This window comes from Rhizobium aureum (genome assembly GCF_030182495.1).
GTDB lineage: Bacteria > Pseudomonadota > Alphaproteobacteria > Rhizobiales > Rhizobiaceae > Rhizobium > Rhizobium tropici_C.
This window is the reverse complement of sequence record NZ_JAQJCI010000001.1, coordinates 988136-1006658: the sequence shown is the minus strand read 5'-3', so window position 1 is coordinate 1006658 and position 18523 is coordinate 988136. Positions and strand designations below refer to the sequence as shown.

The 18523-nt window shown below is 57.3% G+C and carries 18 protein-coding genes; 10 read left to right on the top strand and 8 right to left on the bottom strand.

Features of this window, described 5'->3' with window-relative positions:
- The first annotated feature begins 275 nt into the window (after positions 1 to 275).
- Positions 276 to 1556, top strand: a complete 1281-nt coding sequence (locus PH552_RS04730) for an NRAMP family divalent metal transporter (RefSeq protein WP_112345564.1) — start codon at positions 276 to 278, stop codon at positions 1554 to 1556.
- Between the two features lie 112 nt (positions 1557 to 1668).
- Here the strand turns inward: PH552_RS04730 and PH552_RS04725 are convergent, their stop codons facing one another.
- A complete protein-coding gene (locus PH552_RS04725; protein ID WP_112345565.1) occupies positions 1669 to 1902 on the bottom strand; it encodes a hypothetical protein in 234 nt (77 codons plus the stop codon).
- A 113-nt stretch (positions 1903 to 2015) separates the two neighbouring features.
- Entirely contained in the window at positions 2016 to 2543 is a 528-nt protein-coding gene (locus tag PH552_RS04720; protein ID WP_112345566.1) for a DUF4142 domain-containing protein, read from the bottom strand.
- Between the two features lie 316 nt (positions 2544 to 2859).
- Here PH552_RS04720 and PH552_RS04715 point away from each other — a divergent pair, with 316 nt between their 5' ends.
- A complete protein-coding gene (locus PH552_RS04715; protein ID WP_112345567.1) occupies positions 2860 to 3069 on the top strand; it encodes a hypothetical protein in 210 nt (69 codons plus the stop codon).
- 192 nt (positions 3070 to 3261) lie between these two features.
- Entirely contained in the window at positions 3262 to 4680 is a 1419-nt protein-coding gene (locus PH552_RS04710) for a phospholipase D-like domain-containing protein (RefSeq protein WP_285165597.1), read from the top strand.
- Here PH552_RS04710 and PH552_RS04705 read toward each other — a convergent pair.
- Positions 4633 to 5589: a lysylphosphatidylglycerol synthase domain-containing protein gene (locus tag PH552_RS04705; RefSeq protein ID WP_285165596.1), complete on the bottom strand. Its 957-nt coding sequence runs from the start codon at positions 5587 to 5589 to the stop codon at positions 4633 to 4635. The genes PH552_RS04710 and PH552_RS04705 overlap by 48 nt on opposite strands.
- A gap of 67 nt (positions 5590 to 5656) precedes the next feature.
- On the opposite strand from PH552_RS04705, the gene PH552_RS04700 reads away from it, so the two are divergent.
- The 3 genes from PH552_RS04700 to PH552_RS04690 all read left to right on the top strand — a co-directional run bounded on the left by PH552_RS04700 (position 5657) and on the right by PH552_RS04690 (position 9133).
- Positions 5657 to 6388: an endonuclease/exonuclease/phosphatase family protein gene (locus tag PH552_RS04700; RefSeq protein WP_183762064.1), complete on the top strand. Its 732-nt coding sequence runs from the start codon at positions 5657 to 5659 to the stop codon at positions 6386 to 6388.
- 194 nt (positions 6389 to 6582) lie between these two features.
- Positions 6583 to 7734, top strand: coding sequence for a polysaccharide pyruvyl transferase family protein (locus PH552_RS04695; protein WP_285165595.1), 1152 nt, complete (start codon positions 6583 to 6585; stop codon positions 7732 to 7734).
- A 106-nt stretch (positions 7735 to 7840) separates the two neighbouring features.
- Positions 7841 to 9133: a Coenzyme F420 hydrogenase/dehydrogenase, beta subunit C-terminal domain gene (locus PH552_RS04690; RefSeq protein WP_483315466.1), complete on the top strand. Its 1293-nt coding sequence runs from the start codon at positions 7841 to 7843 to the stop codon at positions 9131 to 9133.
- 11 nt (positions 9134 to 9144) lie between these two features.
- Here PH552_RS04690 and PH552_RS04685 read toward each other — a convergent pair whose 3' ends face one another.
- From PH552_RS04685 to PH552_RS04675, 3 genes are read right to left on the bottom strand one after another with little or no spacing between them, the layout of a single operon-like run.
- On the bottom strand, positions 9145 to 10083 hold the full coding sequence (locus PH552_RS04685; RefSeq protein WP_285165592.1) for a beta-xylosidase: 939 nt from the start codon (positions 10081 to 10083) through the stop codon (positions 9145 to 9147).
- An 18-nt stretch (positions 10084 to 10101) separates the two neighbouring features.
- Complete coding sequence (locus PH552_RS04680) at positions 10102 to 10701, bottom strand: histidine phosphatase family protein (RefSeq protein ID WP_285165590.1); 600 nt, start codon at positions 10699 to 10701, stop codon at positions 10102 to 10104.
- A complete protein-coding gene (locus tag PH552_RS04675) occupies positions 10698 to 11801 on the bottom strand; it encodes an inositol-3-phosphate synthase (protein ID WP_112345574.1) in 1104 nt (367 codons plus the stop codon). The genes PH552_RS04680 and PH552_RS04675 overlap by 4 nt, the downstream gene beginning before the upstream one ends.
- Here PH552_RS04675 and PH552_RS04670 point away from each other — a divergent pair.
- Both PH552_RS04670 and PH552_RS04665 read left to right on the top strand, forming a co-directional pair.
- Positions 11800 to 13677 carry a hypothetical protein gene (locus PH552_RS04670; RefSeq protein ID WP_285165589.1) on the top strand — a complete coding sequence of 626 codons (1878 nt, stop codon included), beginning with the start codon at positions 11800 to 11802 and terminating at the stop codon, positions 13675 to 13677. The two genes, PH552_RS04675 and PH552_RS04670, sit on opposite strands and share 2 nt — an antisense overlap.
- A gap of 52 nt (positions 13678 to 13729) precedes the next feature.
- On the top strand, positions 13730 to 13993 hold the full coding sequence (locus PH552_RS04665; RefSeq protein ID WP_285165588.1) for a hypothetical protein: 264 nt from the start codon (positions 13730 to 13732) through the stop codon (positions 13991 to 13993).
- 76 nt (positions 13994 to 14069) lie between these two features.
- On the opposite strand, the gene PH552_RS04660 is transcribed toward PH552_RS04665, so the two are convergent.
- Both PH552_RS04660 and PH552_RS04655 read right to left on the bottom strand, forming a co-directional pair.
- Positions 14070 to 15092 (bottom strand): Gfo/Idh/MocA family protein, encoded by a 1023-nt coding sequence (locus tag PH552_RS04660; RefSeq protein ID WP_285165587.1) that lies wholly within the window; start codon positions 15090 to 15092, stop codon positions 14070 to 14072.
- Entirely contained in the window at positions 15089 to 16078 is a 990-nt protein-coding gene (locus PH552_RS04655) for an MDR/zinc-dependent alcohol dehydrogenase-like family protein (RefSeq protein WP_285165730.1), read from the bottom strand. Before PH552_RS04655 ends, PH552_RS04660 begins: the two co-directional genes overlap by 4 nt.
- Positions 16079 to 16338: 260 nt before the next feature.
- Here PH552_RS04655 and PH552_RS04650 point away from each other — a divergent pair, with 260 nt between their 5' ends.
- Together PH552_RS04650 and PH552_RS04645 are read left to right on the top strand one after the other, a co-directional pair.
- The gene (locus PH552_RS04650) at positions 16339 to 17448 is read left to right on the top strand and encodes an NAD-dependent epimerase/dehydratase family protein (protein WP_285165586.1); all 1110 of its coding nucleotides are present in this window, start codon (positions 16339 to 16341) and stop codon (positions 17446 to 17448) included.
- Positions 17370 to 18509 (top strand): NAD-dependent epimerase/dehydratase family protein, encoded by a 1140-nt coding sequence (locus PH552_RS04645; RefSeq protein WP_483315476.1) that lies wholly within the window; start codon positions 17370 to 17372, stop codon positions 18507 to 18509. Before PH552_RS04650 ends, PH552_RS04645 begins: the two co-directional genes overlap by 79 nt.
- The last annotated feature ends 14 nt before the right edge of the window (positions 18510 to 18523 follow it).

The following is an 18523-nucleotide window of genomic DNA, read 5'->3' as shown; positions in this document are numbered from 1 at the left end:
GACCGCGAAGTTCCGCAAATAGTTACGGATTATTCCCGATACCGGAACCTGAAATTTGCCCCGCAAACAACCGGCTGCTCGAGAGCGGCGCTTTCCGGCCGCCCCAGCGATGACAAGTTGTTGGGGACGGCAAGTTATTGCCGATCCACATGGAACTTCCGTCGATCTCGAAGCTTAGGCGGAAAAAGGTATCCGTTGATGCGATCGTTTCATGGCAGCCTGATCATTCTTATGTGCCTGTTGGCTGCAACTGACCGTGCCCGGATGGTCTCGCAATGAAGCACGGCGAGACGGCCGTTACCCGGCATCATTTCGAAGGATTTAGCCTGCTCGGCCGCGGCCTCATCTCGGGCGCGGCTGACGACGATCCCTCGGCAATTGGTACCTATGCCAGTGCCGGTGCCCGCTTCGGCGTCGGGATGCTTTGGACCGCCCCCGTCACGCTGCCGATGATGTTCACGGTTGTCTATCTCTCGTCGAAGCTCGGACAAGTGACGGGACGTGGATTGTTTCAAGTCGTCCATGACAATTATCCGCGGTGGCTTCTTTACATAGCATTGGTCGGGGTTGTCTCGGGTAATACGATCGAGGCCGCCGCTGATTTAGGCGGCATGGCCGCTGCCGTCGGTCTTTTCGTGCCGTTTTCCGTTCCCTTGATCGTCACTGTGACAGCGGCCATCATGCTCTGTCTCCAGGTCGTTGGATCCTATACCCTGATTCGTCGCATTTTCCGCTGGCTTGCACTCAGCCTACTGGCCTATGCAGGCGCGGCCGTGCTCTCGAAGCCGGATTGGACGGAGGTCCTCAAGGGCACGCTCGTTCCATCCGTCGAATTCAACGAGGAGTTTCTTTCGATCATCGTGGCGATCATCGGGACGACGTTATCGGCCTATCTCTACACTTGGCAGTCCAACGAGGAGGTCGAAGAGAAAATCGCTGCAGGAAAGACGACCCTGCGCGCCAGACAGGGTGTCAGCGGCTCGAAATTGGCCCGCTCGCGCAGGGAAATCTTTGTCGGCATGACATTTTCCAATGTCGTGATGTATTTCATCATCCTGGCGACCGGTTCAACGCTGCACGTTCAGGGGCAGACCAATATCGAAACCGCGGCTCAGGCAGCCGAAGCGCTGAAGCCGATCGCCGGAGAGGCGGCTGGATACCTGTTTGCGGCAGGAGTGGTATCGGTTGGATTTCTAGCGGTTCCGGTCATGACGACGGGAGCGGCCTATGACCTTGCCCAGTCCATCGGCATCAAGGGCAGTCTGAACGCCACCGCCCGCGAGGCGCCGGGTTTTTATCTTATCATAGCAGCCGTGACCGTGGTTGCCGTCGCCATGAACTTCTTTGGCCTAAATCCGATGAAAGCTCTTGTATGGTCCGGCGTCGTCCAAGGGTTCTCCACTCCTCCCCTTTTGTTGTTGCTCATGTTCATCACGAATAATGAGGCAATCATGGGCGAGCATGTGAATTCGCGCCTTATGAACATCGCCGGCTGGCTGACGGTTTTGGCCATATTCTCGGCTAGCGCCGGGCTGGTGGTGACATGGTTTGTCTAGATAGGGGCTTATCTAGATGGGGCTGAGTGGCCAGGCCCGTCTTCGGTCAGTTTCAAGGTATGCGGCGATCGATGGATGTAAGCCATCCGTATCGGAAAACATTTGGGCTTTTTCACACGCGGCAGAAGATCTGACCTTGGAGGCTGAGATTGGCCCGCATCGACGCAACGCGGCGTTCGGCATCTGCCAGGTCATAGGCCCAAAAACTGATGCCAAACGTCCGGCCGTCAATTCTGTAATCCGCCAGGAAGCGAAACATGGCACGACCGCGATGATCACTTGTGCAAAACGCCGGTTCGGGATCGCGATCGCTCCGGCGGACCAGCGGAAGCTGGATCACGTTCATTATCGAAACTCCTAATCACTTCGCCTGCTTTCCCAAGGAGCTTGGGAAAACCGGGGTTGCAGCCACGTCCGAGCCGGATGAGGCGTGGCCCGTCTTCACTCGCCGTCGCTCATCTACTTTGCGAGCTGTTTGGCCATTTGCAGATGCTGCTCGAGCTTCGGCCTCGTATTGGAAGCCCAGGTTTTCAGGTCCGCGTTTTCGCCACCGTTTCCATATCTTTTGAAAAGATCCACTGCATTCGCATGAGCAGAACGCTGATCCGCATCGTAGCGCTTGGTGAAGTCATTTCCCTGCATTTTCTGCAGCCGCACCAGCATCTTCTTCTGACTTGAGGTCATCTCCGTCGGAATCGTCGCCTGGACCTTTCCGCTGTTGACGAGATCTTTAAGCTGATCCGTCGTCTTTGTGTGATCATCGATCATCTGCTGTGCGAATTTCTTCGTTTGATCATTGCCGCGCTGCAGTGCGAGCTTGCTTGATTCGATTTCGAACATGTCGCTCGTTGCGGCTTCATTGACGAAGTCCTGCGTATTCGGCGCTGCGCCTACCAGAGAGTTGACACCTGTCTTCTCCGCTGCTGATTGGGAGTATGCCGGCGCTGCCGTCAGTGCCAATGCAATGGTGACAATCGTGAGTTTCATAAGGCTCTCCTTCCTACACTGGTCTCGGTGGCTCCGAGGATGATCCATCTGATTTGCTTGACTGACCGCTTGAGGTGCGCGGCTGGCCATTTCGACAGGAGCTTTTCACCGCCTGACCGGTTCCTTCGAACTAGCCAGAACGCAACTACGGCAGATGTGGAATGTTCCTAGACCGGAATAAATAAATGCCTGGCAGATCGGCGCCAGTTCCGTAGCTCCCCGGGGAACAATCGATGGGACTGGATGTTCGATAGTTTCGAAGCAGCTTTGGCCGTATATCCGATTGCAACCCGCTCCGCATTGAAGGAGGTACACAATGGCTCACGCAGGAAAAAAGCAGTTCTCCCGTGGCTCGAAAGGCAAAGGCGATGCGTCCGGCGCCGCCACGACTCTCGATGAGGGCCGGATCGGAGAAAATGCCGTTCTGTCCAATCGCGACAAGGCGCAGCATTCAAGGCAAAGGGGCCTCGACAGCCGGAACATCCAGACGGAACAATATCGCGATCATGTCAGTAATCGCCGCTGACGCCGGCAGGCGAACGAACAAAGCGAACCCGTCATATGCAGCATCGAAATTTCAGTAAATTCCACCGGACGGCGCTTCCGCAGGGATCCGGAGATGATGACCGCCGGTGCTGCCTATCAAGCGACAATGAACCATCTACGCAGAAACCGGTTATTGCCTTGAATCATTCGCAACAATTGCAGCCCCGCCACCATGCAGGAAATGACCAAGCCAGCGCTGACAGGCATCGCAGATAGGGCGAGTTTTCTCATCAACGGCAAGAAATATTTTTCATGCCTGGCCAACGCACTGAAGGAGGCCAGACGGCAGATCTGGATTGTTGGCTGGAATTTCAACCCGGAAATATTGCTGGAACCGGAAGATCCGGGAACGATCTTGGGAGATGTCCTGGAACGCGCCGTCCAATCCAATCCGGATTTGGAGATCCGTATTCTGGTCTGGGCGCTCGGGCCAATCTACTCGGATAAATCGCTGAAGGCATTCTTTGGAAAAACTTTCCCGAAGAGCAATCGTATCCAACTCCGCTTCGCGTTTCAGCCTGTCTTGCTCGGCTGTCATCATCAAAAGCTTGTTTGCATCGATGACAATGTCGCATTCCTCGGCGGCATCGATCTGGCATCGCGCCGATGGGATACACGCGGCCATGGGGTCAGGGATCAGCGCCGACGGGATTCGGAGGGCTTGCCCTACGAACCGGTGCATGACCTGCAGGTGATGGTAAGCGGACAGGCAGCGAGAGCCGTCTCCTGGATCGCCAGACAGCGATGGGCAGCGGCAACAGGCGAGCGGCATGGACACCTGGCAGGTGGTGACGATCGTGGATTTCGCTATGACGGCTCCCTTTTTCTTTCCGGTATACCGTTCGAACTCGCTGTCTCGGGGCCGATGAAAGGAGCGCAGGCGGATGACAATCCGGGAGTAGCCTTAACCAAACGGGTGATCGCAGCAGCAAAACGCCACCTTTACATCGAAACGCAATATCTTGCGTCCTTCAACGTCGCTGACGCATTGGCCGCGCGTTTGAAGGAGAAGGAAGGGCCTGAGATCGTGATCATATGTGCCCACGGTTCGCATGGTCTCATCGAAAAGATGATCATGGACGCGAATAGGGACAGGATCATTACCAAACTCAAACAAGCAGACGAGTTCGATCGCTTGCGCATTTTCTATCCGGTCATTCCAGACGGGAAACGACAGAAATCGTTGTTCATTCATTCAAAGCTGCTGATCGCGGACGACAACCTAGTGCGAATTGGCTCGTCGAATCTCAACCACCGCTCGGAGAACCTGGATACGGAATGCGATATTCTGTTTGAGGCGCAAAGTGCGGAACACAGGAGAGTCATCCGCGATCTGCGTCATAGCCTTCTTTCGGAATTCCTCGGCTGTTCTGTCGAGGCGCTCGATCAGCTCCTTGAACAAGGCGGCTCGCTGATCCGCGCGATCGCGACGCTCGATCTCGGCGCAAGGGGCTTGAAACCGCTTCACTCGAAAAGCCGGAAGATGACGCCCGTTGCGGGCACGGCCTTATTCGACCCCGTACCGCCTTCGCGGCCACCACGACTACATCGTCTTGCTGGCCGGTTGCGCCGCATGTTGCGATTTGGCTGAATGCCGTCTGAAGACCAGTTCGGTGGTCAGCATCGCGATCGCACCGACCAGAAGCGGAATGAGATAGTAAATCAGCCGAAACACAATCAACGCGCCGATCGACGCGGCGTTCGGAACAGCATATGCCAGCACCGCCTCGAGGACACCGAGGCCCCCGGGGACATGCGTGGTCAGGACGAGAGTGTTGGCAAGCACGAACGCGGCGATGGTACGGAAATAGGAGAGGTCTGCATAAGCCGAAAACAATGCATAAAGGCATGCCGAGACGAAGGCGAAATTGGCCGTGCCGATTGCAATTTGCGCCAAGGCTATTCCGGCTCGAGGCAAGGCAAATGACCAATTCCAGAGGGTTAATCTTCCTCGCAAGTATCTGGCCAGAATACCATAGCTTGCGGGAATGCAAAGAAGAGCACCACCCAATATCCGCAAAGTTGCCGTGTCTGCTCGCGAAAGCGCGACGATATCGTCCGAATCGACAAGCAAAGCGATACCGCCGATGGTTATCAAGCCGAGAGCGACCGTCACGCCGGAAAATAGAATGATTTTCGCGACATCCTCCATGCTCAAACCCCAGCGGGCGTAGTAGCGGTAACGAAACGCACCGCTGCTGAGCCCTGCAAAACCGATACTGTGACCCATCGACAGACTGATGAATGATGCCAGTGCGATTTTGGGGTATGGCAAGAACTTTCCGAGCGAAAGAATTGCCAGATAATCGAAACCGGTCAGACAGATGTAGGAAGCCACGGCACAGAGGAAGGCAGCCGCAAGATGTGGGAAGGGAAGTTGGTGAAGCGACGCGCCGATCTCTTCAAGACTATAGTGCGAAAGAATCCGATAGAGAAGAAAGAGTGCAAGGCAAAGCGCGCCGAAGATCGCCGCATTCCATATCGCGCCTTTCAGGGTCATCGGATCCGCCTTCGTTCGCACCGGTTGTTCGAGCGGAACGACTTGATGACTTCAGTGTTCCCAACATATGGCCTCTCAGAAACGAATCAGAATACTCACCTATAACGTGCACAGCTGCATCGGCACCGATCGCAGGGTCGACCCGGCACGTATCGCATCGGTGATTGCTCAAGCAGAGGCCGATATCGTGGCGCTGCAGGAAATCGATGTTCGCCGTTTGCGGACAGGGCACACCGATCAGGCAAGTATGATCGCATCGCTTTTGAAGATGGAGGCTCATTTCAATCCAACCCTGACATTCGCCGAGGAGCAATATGGAGATGCAATCATAACCAGTTGGCCGACAAAAGCGGTCAAGGCCGGTCCGTTGCCCTCAAGAGGCGAGCCACGCGGTGCGCTTGCGGTCGAGATTGCGATCGGCGATGTCACATTGAATGTCGTCAATACGCATCTCGGTCTTCGTGGGCGAGATCGTATCCAGCAAATGACAGCGTTGATTGGCCCCGCATGGCTGCATGCTTCCGTGAATCCCAAAGCGACGATCCTGTGCGGCGATCTAAACGCTATTCCCGCATCCGCCACTTATCGGCTGATCAGCCGGCTGCTGAAGGATGTCCAGCTTTTGGGAAATCGGCCGTCATATGCCACCTTTCCCTCCAGATACCCCCTGATGCGCCTCGACCATATATTTGTCAGCAATGACATTCGGGTCATCGACAGTGCCGTTCTGCGCAACAAGCTGACTGCGGTTGCATCCGATCATCTGCCTGTTATCGCCGATCTGATCCTTGAAGGTTAGCGATTGCCTGAAGGATCGAGGTATCCCAGAGCCGGAACGCCGTCGGCAAACCTGGCGGACATCTCCGCGTCGGCGGGGAACATTCGATCATTCGCACGGTTTGAAGGCCAACAAGAGCGCAAGCCAGCACGGCGGGTGACGTGCGCTTGAAAGGCCCCGGTTTCATAGCTGTCAGCAGGACAACGGAAGATCACATGCTGGATCAGAACCGCTTCGCCGGTCATGTGCATGCACTGAATACCGCCGGAAATAGCTTTATCGCCGACGGTGGCGGTCGCCAGGCGGGCGTGCTGACATTCCATGGCTGTATCAACTACGGATCCTATTGGCAGGCGCGCTGTCTGGTCGAGGGATTGCGGTCGATGAACGTCGACGCGGTCCTGCTGAACCACAAATCAAAACGCATCGATTTCGCCGAGTGGCGTTGCGCGTTTCGGCCCGAGCTTCCAATTGCGACTTCGGCGGAAGATTACCCGCTTTACCGAGAGAAGATCCGTAAATTCCTTGATGTGGTTTCCCGGTTGCCGCTCTCTGCGCCGTTCGCGTTGGAAGGCCCTGTCGTCGTTGAAGATCTTCCGCTCGTCATCGTCGGCAGCGACGAGGTCTGGAATTTACATCATCCCTGGTATGGCGGCCGCAACCTGTTCTTCGGCGAAGGTCTGCAGCGGCATCTCCTTTCCTCCTATGCCGCCAGCTTTGGCAATTTCAGTTCGCCGGGGCAACTGAACGGCTACTGGGTTGATAGGCTGCGCGATTTTTCCCGCATATCGGTTCGTGACATGAACTCGCAGCGCCTGATCGGTGAAGCCTTGGGGATAGAAGCCGAGTTGGTGCTCGATCCGTGTCTTCAGTTTCCGCAAGCGATCCTGGACGTCGGCAAGGAAGCATCGATCCCGCCTTACGTGGGGGTCTACGGACATAGTTTTCCGGCCTGGTTTCAGAAAATGGTCCGCAACTGGGCTGATGCAAACAATACCAGCTTGATCAGCATCGGATACAGGAACGATTGGGCTCATGAGCACCGCATCGACGCGGGTCCTGTTGATTTCGCCCGTCTGATCGGGGGCGCCAGCGGCGTGGTGACGAACTTCTTTCACGGCTGCGTGTTTTCTCTCGTCAATGGCAAGCCCTTGGCCTGCGTTCTCTCCGATTATCGGTCGAACAAGCTGAGTGATCTGGCGGCCATGATCGGAATTGAGGACAGCGTCATATCCGAATCCAGCCCGTCTTCCCAATTGAATGTGGCCTTGATGGAAGCTCCAGCGCCGGATGTCATCCGCCGGATCGAAATCCTTCGTCACAACTCGAGCACCTTTCTCAATCATGTCGTCGAGCAGGCATTCTGACCAGCCGGGGAATTCCGGCCCCGTGAGCCCGGCCGATGTTATTCGGTCCGGTCTCTGTATCGGATGCGGTGCTTGTGTAGCGCGTTCGGATGAAGATGACGTCCACATGGATTTCGATCGTTTCGGACAGTGGAAGCCGCATGCAAGCGACAGCTGGATGCGGGATCGAACGACGGATTTTGCACATCTATGCCCATTCTCGCCCGTTAGCGAAGACGAGAATGGACTTGCGGAAGGGCTTTTTCCAGAGGCAGCGAAGACCGATCCTCATCTCGGACGGTTCGAAGTAACATTCGTCGGCCATGTCGCGGAGGGCGCCTTTCGCGCCAGCGGCAGCTCGGGAGGTATGGTGACCTGGGTTGCAACGGAACTCCTTCGTTGCGGCCTTGTCGACGCTGTGGCGCATGTTGTCGAAAGCAGCGGCCCCGCAAGCGATGGCCGCATGTTTCGCTACGCGCTATCACGCGATCCGCATGGGCTAAGCGCAGGCGCCAAATCGCGTTATTATCCGGTCGAGATGTCGCAGGTGCTGGAGCAGATCAAGAGGATTCCGGGCCGTTATGCCGTGGTCGGAGTTCCCTGTTTCATAAAAGCATTGAGATTGTCGAGCAGCCTTGATCCGATCCTGAACGAGCGCATCGTTTTCACGCTCGGGCTTTTTTGCGGCCATATGAAGAGCGCGCGCATGACCGAGAGTTTTGCCTGGCAGATGGGTCAGCGCATTCAAGATGTCGAGCGGATCGATTACAGGTCAAAGTCCCCGGACCGGCCGGCCAACTGGTATCGCGCCAGTTTAGACCTGCAAAATGGCGAGGTTCGCGCCGAGGACTGGTGGAACCTCGCAGACGGTGATTGGGGCGCAGGATTTTTCCAGAATTCGGCCTGCGATTACTGCGACGACGTGGTTGCGGAGACTGCGGATATTGCGTTCGGCGACGCCTGGCAGGAGCCATATTCATCGGATGGACGAGGGACCAATGTCGTCATTGTGCGCTCAAAAGTCCTTCACGCGCTCCTTCTTGCCGGAATGGAATCGGGACGCATCTCTCTATCGGCCGTGGATGAAGCCTTCGTGGTCAGCACGCAGGCAGCGGGTTTTCGGCAGAGACGCGAAGGCTTGGCCTTCCGCCTGAGTTTGCCGCGATTTGGTATGCGTCCTCGCAAGCGCGTCTGGGCGGCGCGACATCGGTTGGGTGCCAGGCGCAAGATGATCTATGGGATGCGCTTTGGCATCAGCTTCTGGAGCCATCGTGTTTTTTGGCTCGCCCGTCGGATGCATATGCCGGGCCTCTATCTGAATTGGGCTCGCCTCATGCTGAGCTGCTACCATGCGCTGGCCTATTCGCGCGGACCGCTGGGGCGATGGCTCGATCGCTTTTGTCCGGACAGGAAGCCATGAGGAATTGATGGTCAGAAGGCCGTGATAGTCGAAGGCAGTCTATCAAGCCGCTCGTCGACGTGATGCGGGGCATAGCGCTCCACCATCTCGCGGCAGAATTCGGCAAATTCCTCAGGGACCAGCGGCGCGCTTGTATGATGAGGGGCAATGCCACGATGCTCCGGAGTGAAGCAGAAGGTGACCGTGACATCGAATTCCTCGAGGCTGCGCATTTGCCGGTCGAACCAATCCAGCGCATTGGGACGGAAACGATCCGCCCAGGAAAGACCTGTCCTGACCGACCGCACGCCAAGCCGTTTCATCCACCCGACGGCTTCGTCAAGCCGGGGATCTTCGAAGTGAAACCACTGAACAAGGCCGAGATCGGGGGTGTGCCGAGCAAAGGCGTCGAGGGCCAGCTTCGGCGTGCCGTCCTCACGCAGAATGCCCATATAGTAGTGTCGGTAATAGGAGGAACCTTCCGCTTCCTTATGGCGCGTGGTCGCTTCCCATGATCTGGGGAGATCGAAAAGGCTGTACCATTGGAATTGCGGCACCTTTCCCTTGAGCAGGTCTACGGTGCGGTTCAATCCCCAAAGCTGCACGTCTTCGGCTCCGAAACTGGATACGCCGACCTCGCTGACCCAGACCGGGAGATCGGTGACATTGGCGATGTCGGCAAGTCTTTGCGGCCATTCGTCGATTTGCCACAAATTCCAGTCCAGCGGAAAGCCGTGGACCGCGACGGCATCGAGATGGTCCAATACACCGTAATCCTTCATTCGGCTCATGAAACCAGGATCGATCGGAGAAATGCCGCCGAGCACCTTGATCAGATCGGGGTTCGCAAGCGCGATTGCGTCGGCGGCCAGTATCGCCATTTCGGCAAACCGGCTCCAATCCGGATCTATCTCCGGATCCCAGTGCGACTTATTGTTCGGCTCGTTCCAAATCATAGCTGCTTTGATCATGCTGGTCTCCCGCGATAATCATGGATGCATTTCATTGAGCGTGATGATCTTCGCTCCCCAATCTCCGACGACCATGTGAGTGACGGATGCCGGTTCCACATCGAACCTCGGCCAGGCGTCGACCGGCAGGCCGAGAATGTAGCTGACCGCCGCTTTGATGACGTCGCTATGGGATACGAGCGCTAGCCCCTTGCCCTCGGCCCTGCCGGAGAGGTCTTCAATCAAATCCCAAACCCGGGTCTGCACATCGAGCATGGTTTCCCCGTTCGGCGCCCGTAAAAGGCTTCGCATCGCGTTCCAGCGGCGCCATCGGGCGTCTTGATCGAGCGTCGAAAAGGTCTTGCCGGTCCAATCGCCGAAATTGACTTCGTCCAGTGCTTCTTCGATCTGTGGGGCATCCAGCCCGCATGCGGAGGCTATTGCATCGGCCGTCTGCCGGGCTCGCTCGCGCGGGCTGCTGTAAATCGCATCCAGATGTTTGCACATCATCTGCTGGCCCAGACGCTTTGCCTGTGATAGCCCTGCCTCTCCGAGAGCAATCCCCGGTGTGCGACCTGCAAGGAAGTTGCCGAGATTGTCGTGGGCTGCGTGACGAACCAGGAAGAAGGTCGTCGTCATTCCGCCGCTCCGGGCAGCGCATCCTCCTGGTCCTCGATGAAAGCCTGCGTGCGCCGGCGAGCCTCCTGATCGGTGAACTGACGCGGTGGCGATTTCATGAAGTAGCTCGAGGGGCCGACCAGCGGCCCACCGATGCCGCGATCAAGGGCCAGTTTGGCACAGCGGATCGCGTCGATGACAACACCGGCGGAATTGGGGGAATCCCATACTTCCAGCTTCAATTCCGCATTAAGGGGCACGCCGCCGAAAGTCGTACCCTCCAGTCTGATATAGGCCCATTTGCGGTCTTCGAGCCACGGAACGTGATCGCTTGGTCCGACGTGAATGTTCGTTGGAGCAAGCGGAACATCGAGCTGGCTCGTCACCGATTGCGTCTTGGAGATTTTCTTCGATTCAAGACGCTCGCGTTCCAGCATGTTGAGGAAGTCCGTATTGCCTCCGAAGTTCAGCTGATACGTGCGATCGACCCTTACACCGCGCTCACAGAAGAGGTTGACGAGCATGCGATGGACGATGGTCGCGCCCACCTGGCTCTTGATATCGTCTCCGATGAGGGGCAGGCGGCGCTCGGCAAAGCGACGCTGCCATTCAGGCTTCGAAGCGATGAAGGCGGGAATGCAGTTGACGAAGGCGCACCCCGCGGCGAGCGCCTGTTCGGCGTACCATTGTGTCGCTTCCTCAGACCCGACGGGCAGGTAGGAAACAAGCACCTCGGTCTGTGTTCGACGTAAAATTTCGGCAACATCGGCAACCGGCTCCTCCGATTGCGGAATTTCGTCCTTCAGGTAGCGGCCCAGGCCGTCGAGCGTCCTGCCGCGATGTACCGTAACACCCATCATCGCGACATCGGCGAAGCGCTTGGTATTGTTGGGTTCGGCGTAGATGGCCTCGGCGACATCCTTCCCAACTTTGGAGGCGGCGATATCGAACGCCGCCGAAATTTCCACATCACGAACATGATATCCCCCGAGGTCTGCATGCATGAGGCCGGGGATGGGCTCGTTGCTTTCGGCATCCCTATAGTATGTCAGTCCCTGCACAAGCGAGGACGCGCAATTGCCGACACCGACGATAGCTACTCGAATGGAATGGGAAGGCATGTCTTTCTCCAGCATCTACAAAGCCATCCTCAAACAAAGACAGGGGGCATCTGTTCCCGAAAAAAATCATTCGATGGATCGCAACCCGATCTCGCGCGTTCGATATGTTTCGATTCATGAGGCGCCGACGATGCTGGTCTATGGAGATATCGAGCGTGTTGAACGGGCCGCATCGATTTGCTGTAGGGTCTCGGACGACATGGCGGCCTGTTTAAATATGGAGCCGGATCGCCGTCGGCATGAACTCCTGGTGCAGACTTTCATTATGACAGGCGAGCTCGTTCAGGGGCTCGCCGATCACGAATTTCGCCAGAGGGGCTACGATGAAATCTCTGATGCTCAAGTCGCGGGTTCTGAGCTCTTGCTTTTTCAGGCCCGTATGCTCGTGCGATCCTGGCGGATAAATTTCGCCGGATCCTTGATGCCTTCGACCGATTGGAAAGCACTGCTGGAGCCTCTAAGGCTTGATGAACCCATCCGGATAAAGCAGCCGGAGGGCTATGCACATTATGCGCTCTATCCCGAGAGCTTTCTGGAAGCGGCCTTGCGTTCGGGTCTGTCATCCAAGACCGTCGTCATCGGCGTGAGGAGCATTGGCGTCAGCTTGGCCGCTGTCGTCGCGGCGGCGCTCGGATCGGGTCCTGCCTATTCCTTGAGGCCGACGGGCGATCCTTTCCGCCGACAGGTGCTGCCAGGAAAATTGCTGCAGAGGCGCATTCTTGACCGTCTCGATACAGATTTCGCCATTGTCGACGAAGGCCCCGGATTATCGGGCAGTTCCTTTGGGTGCATAGCGGATTGGCTCGAGACCAATGGCGTGCCGGCCGAGCGCATTCATTTCTTTCCAAGCCACAAGGGCGAGCCGGGCAGACAGGTCAGCAAGGCGCATCTGCGCAGGTGGAAGCAGCGGCGGCCGCACGTCGTCGACGTTCATGAACTGATCCTGGATACGCCGGAGCGTGAACGCAACCTGAAGTCCTGGGCTTGCGAGCTCCTGGGTGTGAGCGAGGGCTCCTGGCGGGATCTATCGGGAGGACAGTGGCGAGGACTGCGCTACGAGGACCCGCAATATTGGCCCCCGAGCTACCGGCAGCAAGAGAAGCTGAAATTTCTGCTGTCGGACAGCGGTACGCACCATCTGGTGAAGTTTGCCGGGCTTTGTGAGATGGCGACCAAGCAGGCGAGAGGCAAGATATTGAGCGAAGCCGGCTTCACGCCGCCGGTGCTGGGGACCTGCCACGGCTTCATTGTCGAGCCTTGGATCGAGGGCTGCGCAATGGAGATCGATCCGGCGCCGAAAACGGAGATGGTCGAGCAGATCGGCCTGTATCTCGGGTTCCGGGCACGTCACCTTCCCGCCACGCATGGAGGCGCATCGCTTCTGGATCTATGTCATATGGCTATAGTCAATATCGAGGAGGCCCTGGGAGGCGAAGTTGCGCATCAAATCCAACAGTTGATTGGCCGGCCACATCATCTGGTGAAACATCTGCGGCGGGTGGATACTGACAATCGGCTCCATCGATGGGAATGGATAAGGCGGCAAGACGGCCGGCTGATTAAGACCGACGCGCTCGATCACAATGCCTCTCACGACCTCATCGGATGCCAGGACGTGGCTTGGGATATTGCCGGTGCATCCGTGGAATTTGACCTGTCGAAAGCGCAGCGATGCCGGTTGGTTGAGATCGTCGCGGTGGAAACGGATCGGGAACCGCGCGATGATGTGATCAAGGTATTCGAAGCATGCTATCTGGGTTTTCAGATCGGCCTTTGGTCCTTGGCGGCTCAAAGCCATGATGCTTCGGAGCAAGCACGACTGAGGAGCGCCGTGATGCGCTACGAGGGCCGTGTGCTGGGCTTATTGGCCGAGTGAGCCGTCATCTTTTGGCGCTGACGGTGCGGGCGCCGATGTGGGGGCATCCGGGATGGAAGCGGTGATGTCAGGAGAGCAGGCCAGGGCTGTCCTGATGAGCTTGACCGATTGGATGCCGACACCCTTCAACATCAGCAATTGGTCATCCGTCATCTCGGCGGCCTCTTTTGCGCGCGTGATCCCATTATCAGCCAATGACCGAACGACCCATCGCGGAAGCGCGGTTTCGGAAAGAATATCCGAGTTTTCTGTAAATTGGCCTGGACTGCGGCTTTCACCGGATTGCATCGCAGCGATCCATCAGTTGATGCATTGAGATCGCATCAAACCCGCGTGAGGGTCGCGGGTTCCCGTTGCTTTCACAAAATCACCATTCGCTTGAGCCGCCGTTCTCAGCCGGCATAGATTGCGTCGATGATTGCGGCGGAATCGACAAGGCGTTCGCAAAGTGGATCGTAGCTATTGTCGCCGGCCAAGCGTGTCGCCCATGCGGCCGCGGCTCGGCCGCCCCATTCATCCGGCGGTTCGACGAGAATATCGGTGCGTGTTCCCCTATATCCTTCCGCGACGAAATCGTAGAAAGAACCGTTGACGTTCCGCATGGCCGCCCCTCCGGCCGTTCCATGGAAGTTTGCGCTGATGACAGCGTCCACACCAGCGTTGAGGCCCCATGAACAGGCTAACCGGAGAGTTGCGCCATCCGATAGCGTCACGGTTGCGAGAGCGAAATCCTCCACATCGGCGCTGTCGGGCTGAATTGGAACACCCCTTCGCATAAGACAGCTTTGGACCGAAGTGACAGCCGGAAAGTCAAGCGTCCACAGCGCCAGGTCAGCCAGATGGATTCCGAGATCCATGACGCAGCCCCCGCCCGACATTCGCCTGTCATAGAACCAGGGCTTGTCCGGCCCATAGGCATTGTGAAAGATCATATCGACGGCAAAGATCTTGCCGAGCTCGCCGCCGCGAACAAGATCGCGGACACGGCGCATCGCTCTGGTGTGCCGATAGGAAAGATCAACCTGCAGCAATCGGTCCGCCTTGCGCGCGGCTGCAATTGTTTGCTCGACCTCATTTCGGGTACGCCCCAGCGGCTTCTGGCAGAAGACAGCAATGCCTTGCTCCAAGGCAGTCATGGCTTGCTCCGCATGCAAGGCGCTCGGCGTTGCGATGACGATTCCGTCGAGGCGCTCGCTCAGCAGATCATCGAAACTCGGAACGATCGTGGCTTGCTCAGCCAGGTCTGCGGCGGCTTTCGCCATTTCCGCCGATGGATCGCAGATGAGCGTCGAGCCGACCAAGCCCGTGTCAAGAATGGCCTTCATCCGGTGCCGGCCAATCCGGCCGACGCCGAGAAAACCAAGGCGGAGGCCTTGAGCTACGTTCCGGTGAGCGTATTTGCCGAGATTGTTCATGAGTATACCACCAGGGCCTTGAGAAAGCCGTCGGGACGGTCCCTGGTCATGTTCAACGCGTCATCAAGCCGCTCCAGGGGAAAACGGTGGGTCAGGAAAGGCCATGGATCGAGCTGACCGGCTTCGATCGCCGCGATCGCATCGCGAATGCCTTGAAGATAAACGGCAGGATCCCGTTCGTGTGCGTTGACGACATCAAGTCCCCGCCAGTTCCACAGCTGCATGTTGACCTGTCTCTGCCCATCTTGATGGTAACCTGCAATGACGAGGCGTCCACGCTCGCGCGTCAATTCGGCTGCGAGATCAAGTGGCCATTGTTTGCCGACCGCCTCGATCACGCGATCACAGAATTGCCCCCGCGTCGATTGCCTCACCTGCTCGATGATCTGCCAATGGTCTTTCATTGCGATTGTTTCGGACGCTCCCGCGCGCTTGGCGATCTCCAGGGAAAACGCTCTTCGAGAAATCGCAATGACATGGGCGCCGGCAGCCACGCACAGCTGGGTCAGCAAAGCGCCGAGAAAACCGATTCCGACAATGGCAACGGACTGCCCAGGCTGGACGTCGCACCGCTTGAAAATATTCAGGGCGCAACCCAACGGCTCTCCCGGAAAGGGGCGATCGTCGAGCCAGGCGGGCAGCCGGACGACGCTGCTGTGGTCGGCGAGATCATGGGTGGCATAAGCATGCTGCCCTAACGTCGCAACGCGATCACCGACGGCAAAACCGGTGACATCATCTCCGATCGCATCGATCGTTCCCCAGCCTTCGTGCCCCAACCCGCCAGGTTCGGTTGGAAATCGCATCCATTCCGGGCCTGACCATGGCACCAGGTTCGAGGCGCATACACCGCAGCCTTCCAGTTTTACTCGCAGCTGACCGGCAGCAGGCTCCGGCAATGCCATGGTTTCCACCCGCAGCTGCCCAGCGCCCGTCACCACGGCCGCTCTCATGGCATCTGTCCACACCGATGTGATCGCGTTCATTGATCCTCTCCTGGCAATTACCATCATCCCGCCTTCGAATTGGATGGACGACGCGCGCCTAACTGGCATGCGCATGGCTTGTTCCAGAAGATGATGAAGATGCTTGCTGCAGGTACAAGGATGACACCTGGAGCGCAAAACGGAACGCATCATTGAAGAAGTCTACAATGATAATGATGTCATAGCGTGAGGAACATTCCTTGGGGATCCCGGTTGGGTGGCGGTCAAAAGCCTCTCAACTCAATAGTCTCGGGTGCCCAATGTCACATGTTCTCGTTACCGGTGGATGCGGTTTTATTGGTCGGCATGTCACTGAAGAACTGGTTGAAAATGGATATCAGGTCCGCATTCTCGATGCCTTGATCGATCAGGTGCATGGCCTCTCGGGAACTCAGCAAGCAGTCGATACAGCGGATGTCATTCGTGCCGACGTGCGCGACAAGGGAGCGGTTCGTGAAGCACTGAAGGGCGTTGACGCTGTCATCCATCTGGCAGCCGAGGTCGGTGTCGGCCAATCCATGTATGAGATTGCTCGTTATGTCTCTGCCAACGATCTCGGCACGGCGACTCTCCTGGAAGCCATGATCGGCCTTCCGATCAAGCGAATAGTCGTCGCATCCTCGATGAGCGTGTATGGCGAGGGCATGTATGTCTCGCCGGTGGGACATCGCCTCGGCTATATAAGGCGCGATGGCAATCGTCTCACGGAAGGTCTGTGGGATCCCCTTGGCCCCAATGAAGAGCCGCTCCTGCCTGCGCCGACGGATGAGGAAAAACCCGTCGATCTGGTCTCGATCTACGCGCTGACAAAATATGCACAGGAGCGCCAGACACTCATCTTTGGTCGCGCCTATGGCGTCGAGGCAGTGGCACTACGCCTATTCAACGTCTTTGGTGCCGGTCAGGCACTTTCCAATCCCTATACGGGCGTGCTTGCGAATTTCGCCTCGCGCCTTGCCAATGGCCAGCCGCCGATGATTTTCGAGGATGGCAGGCAGCGCCGAGACTTTGTGCATGTGCGCGATGTCGCACGCGCATTTCGTCTCGCTCTGGAACGGAGACCGGCGGCAGGGCATGTCATCAATATCGGCAGTGGCCAGGCCTATACCATAGCGCAGGTCGCAATGCTGCTTGCCGCCGCGATGGGAGCCGCGGACTTGTCGCCTGAGATTACCGGGCAGTCGCGCAGCGGCGATATCCGCCATTGCTTCGCCGATATTTCAAAGGCCAGAGAATTGCTCGGCTTCGAGCCGCATTACCATCTCGACGGATCGCTCGAGTCCTTTGCGGAATGGGTTCTTATGACAGGGGCCGTCGACAGGAACGCGGAGATGACCAGGCATCTCAAGGAAAGAGGTCTCATGTCATGAGATTACCTGAAGGTCCCATCATTATCGTTGGCGGCAGCGGTTTCATTGGAAGCAATCTTGCCGACAGCTATCTCAGAGATGGTGAGGAGGTGATCGTCCTCGACAATCTCAGCCGCCCCGGCGTCGAGGAGAATCTTCGCTGGCTGAAAAGCAATCACGGTGATCGCGTTCAACCCGCGATAATCGATATCCGGGACTTCGATGCGATCGCTCCATATTTCACGGGCGCACGCGCTGTCTTTCATCTTGCGGCTCAAACGGCGGTGACGACAAGCCTCGACTATCCCGTTCATGATTTCGAGACAAACGCGCGCGGAACACTCAACGTGCTTGAAGCGGTGCGCAAGGCAGGCAACAGGGCGCCGGTCATTTTTGCCAGTACGAACAAGGTCTATGGCGATATCCACGACATCGCGATGGCGGGATTGGAAGACCGCTATATACCCGCCGATGAATTCCTGCGCGAGAACGGGTTCGATGAGGATCGCGGCCTGAATTTCTGCACGCCATATGGCTGCTCCAAGGGGGTCGCGGATCAATATGTCCTCGACTACGCCAAGTCTTTCGGTTCGCTCACCGCCGTTTTGCGTATGAGCTGCATCTATGGCCCACGGCAGTTTGGCACCGAAGATCAAGGCTGGGTCGCTCATTTCCTGATCCGCGGGTTAAACGGCGAAGCGATTTCGATCTACGGTGACGGTCGGCAAGTGCGAGACATTTTGCATGTCAATGATGCTGTTCGCGCCTATCGGGGTCTGCTGAATTCAATCGACGAAGCCAAGGGCAAGGCCTTCAATCTGGGGGGAGGGCCTGACAACGCCGTGAGCATTCGAATCGTGCTCAGGGAGATCGAAAGGGTCATCGGCAGGCCGATTGCGACCATGCACTCCGACTGGCGCGTGGGCGATCAACTGTACTTTGTCACGAACACCAGCGCATTGAGAAAAGCCATCGGTTGGGCGCCTGAAATAGCCTGGCGCGACGGTGTGCGCGAACTTTGCGATTGGATTGCGAGCAACCGCTTAAACGGCTTTGCTCGGGCACGGAGGGCCTCGGCATGACTGGGGCAATGAGT

Coding starts and splice junctions, on each gene's coding strand:
- PH552_RS04730 (WP_112345564.1), top strand. CDS start 276: ATGAAGCACGGCGAGACGGCCGTTACCCGGCATCATTTCGAAGGATTT.
- PH552_RS04725 (WP_112345565.1), bottom strand. CDS start 1,902: ATGAACGTGATCCAGCTTCCGCTGGTCCGCCGGAGCGATCGCGATCCC.
- PH552_RS04720 (WP_112345566.1), bottom strand. CDS start 2,543: ATGAAACTCACGATTGTCACCATTGCATTGGCACTGACGGCAGCGCCG.
- PH552_RS04715 (WP_112345567.1), top strand. CDS start 2,860: ATGGCTCACGCAGGAAAAAAGCAGTTCTCCCGTGGCTCGAAAGGCAAA.
- PH552_RS04710 (WP_285165597.1), top strand. CDS start 3,262: ATGCAGGAAATGACCAAGCCAGCGCTGACAGGCATCGCAGATAGGGCG.
- PH552_RS04705 (WP_285165596.1), bottom strand. CDS start 5,589: ATGACCCTGAAAGGCGCGATATGGAATGCGGCGATCTTCGGCGCGCTT.
- PH552_RS04700 (WP_183762064.1), top strand. CDS start 5,657: ATGGCCTCTCAGAAACGAATCAGAATACTCACCTATAACGTGCACAGC.
- PH552_RS04695 (WP_285165595.1), top strand. CDS start 6,583: ATGCTGGATCAGAACCGCTTCGCCGGTCATGTGCATGCACTGAATACC.
- PH552_RS04690 (WP_483315466.1), top strand. CDS start 7,841: ATGGATTTCGATCGTTTCGGACAGTGGAAGCCGCATGCAAGCGACAGC.
- PH552_RS04685 (WP_285165592.1), bottom strand. CDS start 10,083: ATGATCAAAGCAGCTATGATTTGGAACGAGCCGAACAATAAGTCGCAC.
- PH552_RS04680 (WP_285165590.1), bottom strand. CDS start 10,701: ATGACGACGACCTTCTTCCTGGTTCGTCACGCAGCCCACGACAATCTC.
- PH552_RS04670 (WP_285165589.1), top strand. CDS start 11,800: ATGTCTTTCTCCAGCATCTACAAAGCCATCCTCAAACAAAGACAGGGG.
- PH552_RS04675 (WP_112345574.1), bottom strand. CDS start 11,801: ATGCCTTCCCATTCCATTCGAGTAGCTATCGTCGGTGTCGGCAATTGC.
- PH552_RS04665 (WP_285165588.1), top strand. CDS start 13,730: ATGGAAGCGGTGATGTCAGGAGAGCAGGCCAGGGCTGTCCTGATGAGC.
- PH552_RS04660 (WP_285165587.1), bottom strand. CDS start 15,092: ATGAACAATCTCGGCAAATACGCTCACCGGAACGTAGCTCAAGGCCTC.
- PH552_RS04655 (WP_285165730.1), bottom strand. CDS start 16,078: ATGAACGCGATCACATCGGTGTGGACAGATGCCATGAGAGCGGCCGTG.
- PH552_RS04650 (WP_285165586.1), top strand. CDS start 16,339: ATGTCACATGTTCTCGTTACCGGTGGATGCGGTTTTATTGGTCGGCAT.
- PH552_RS04645 (WP_483315476.1), top strand. CDS start 17,370: ATGGGTTCTTATGACAGGGGCCGTCGACAGGAACGCGGAGATGACCAG.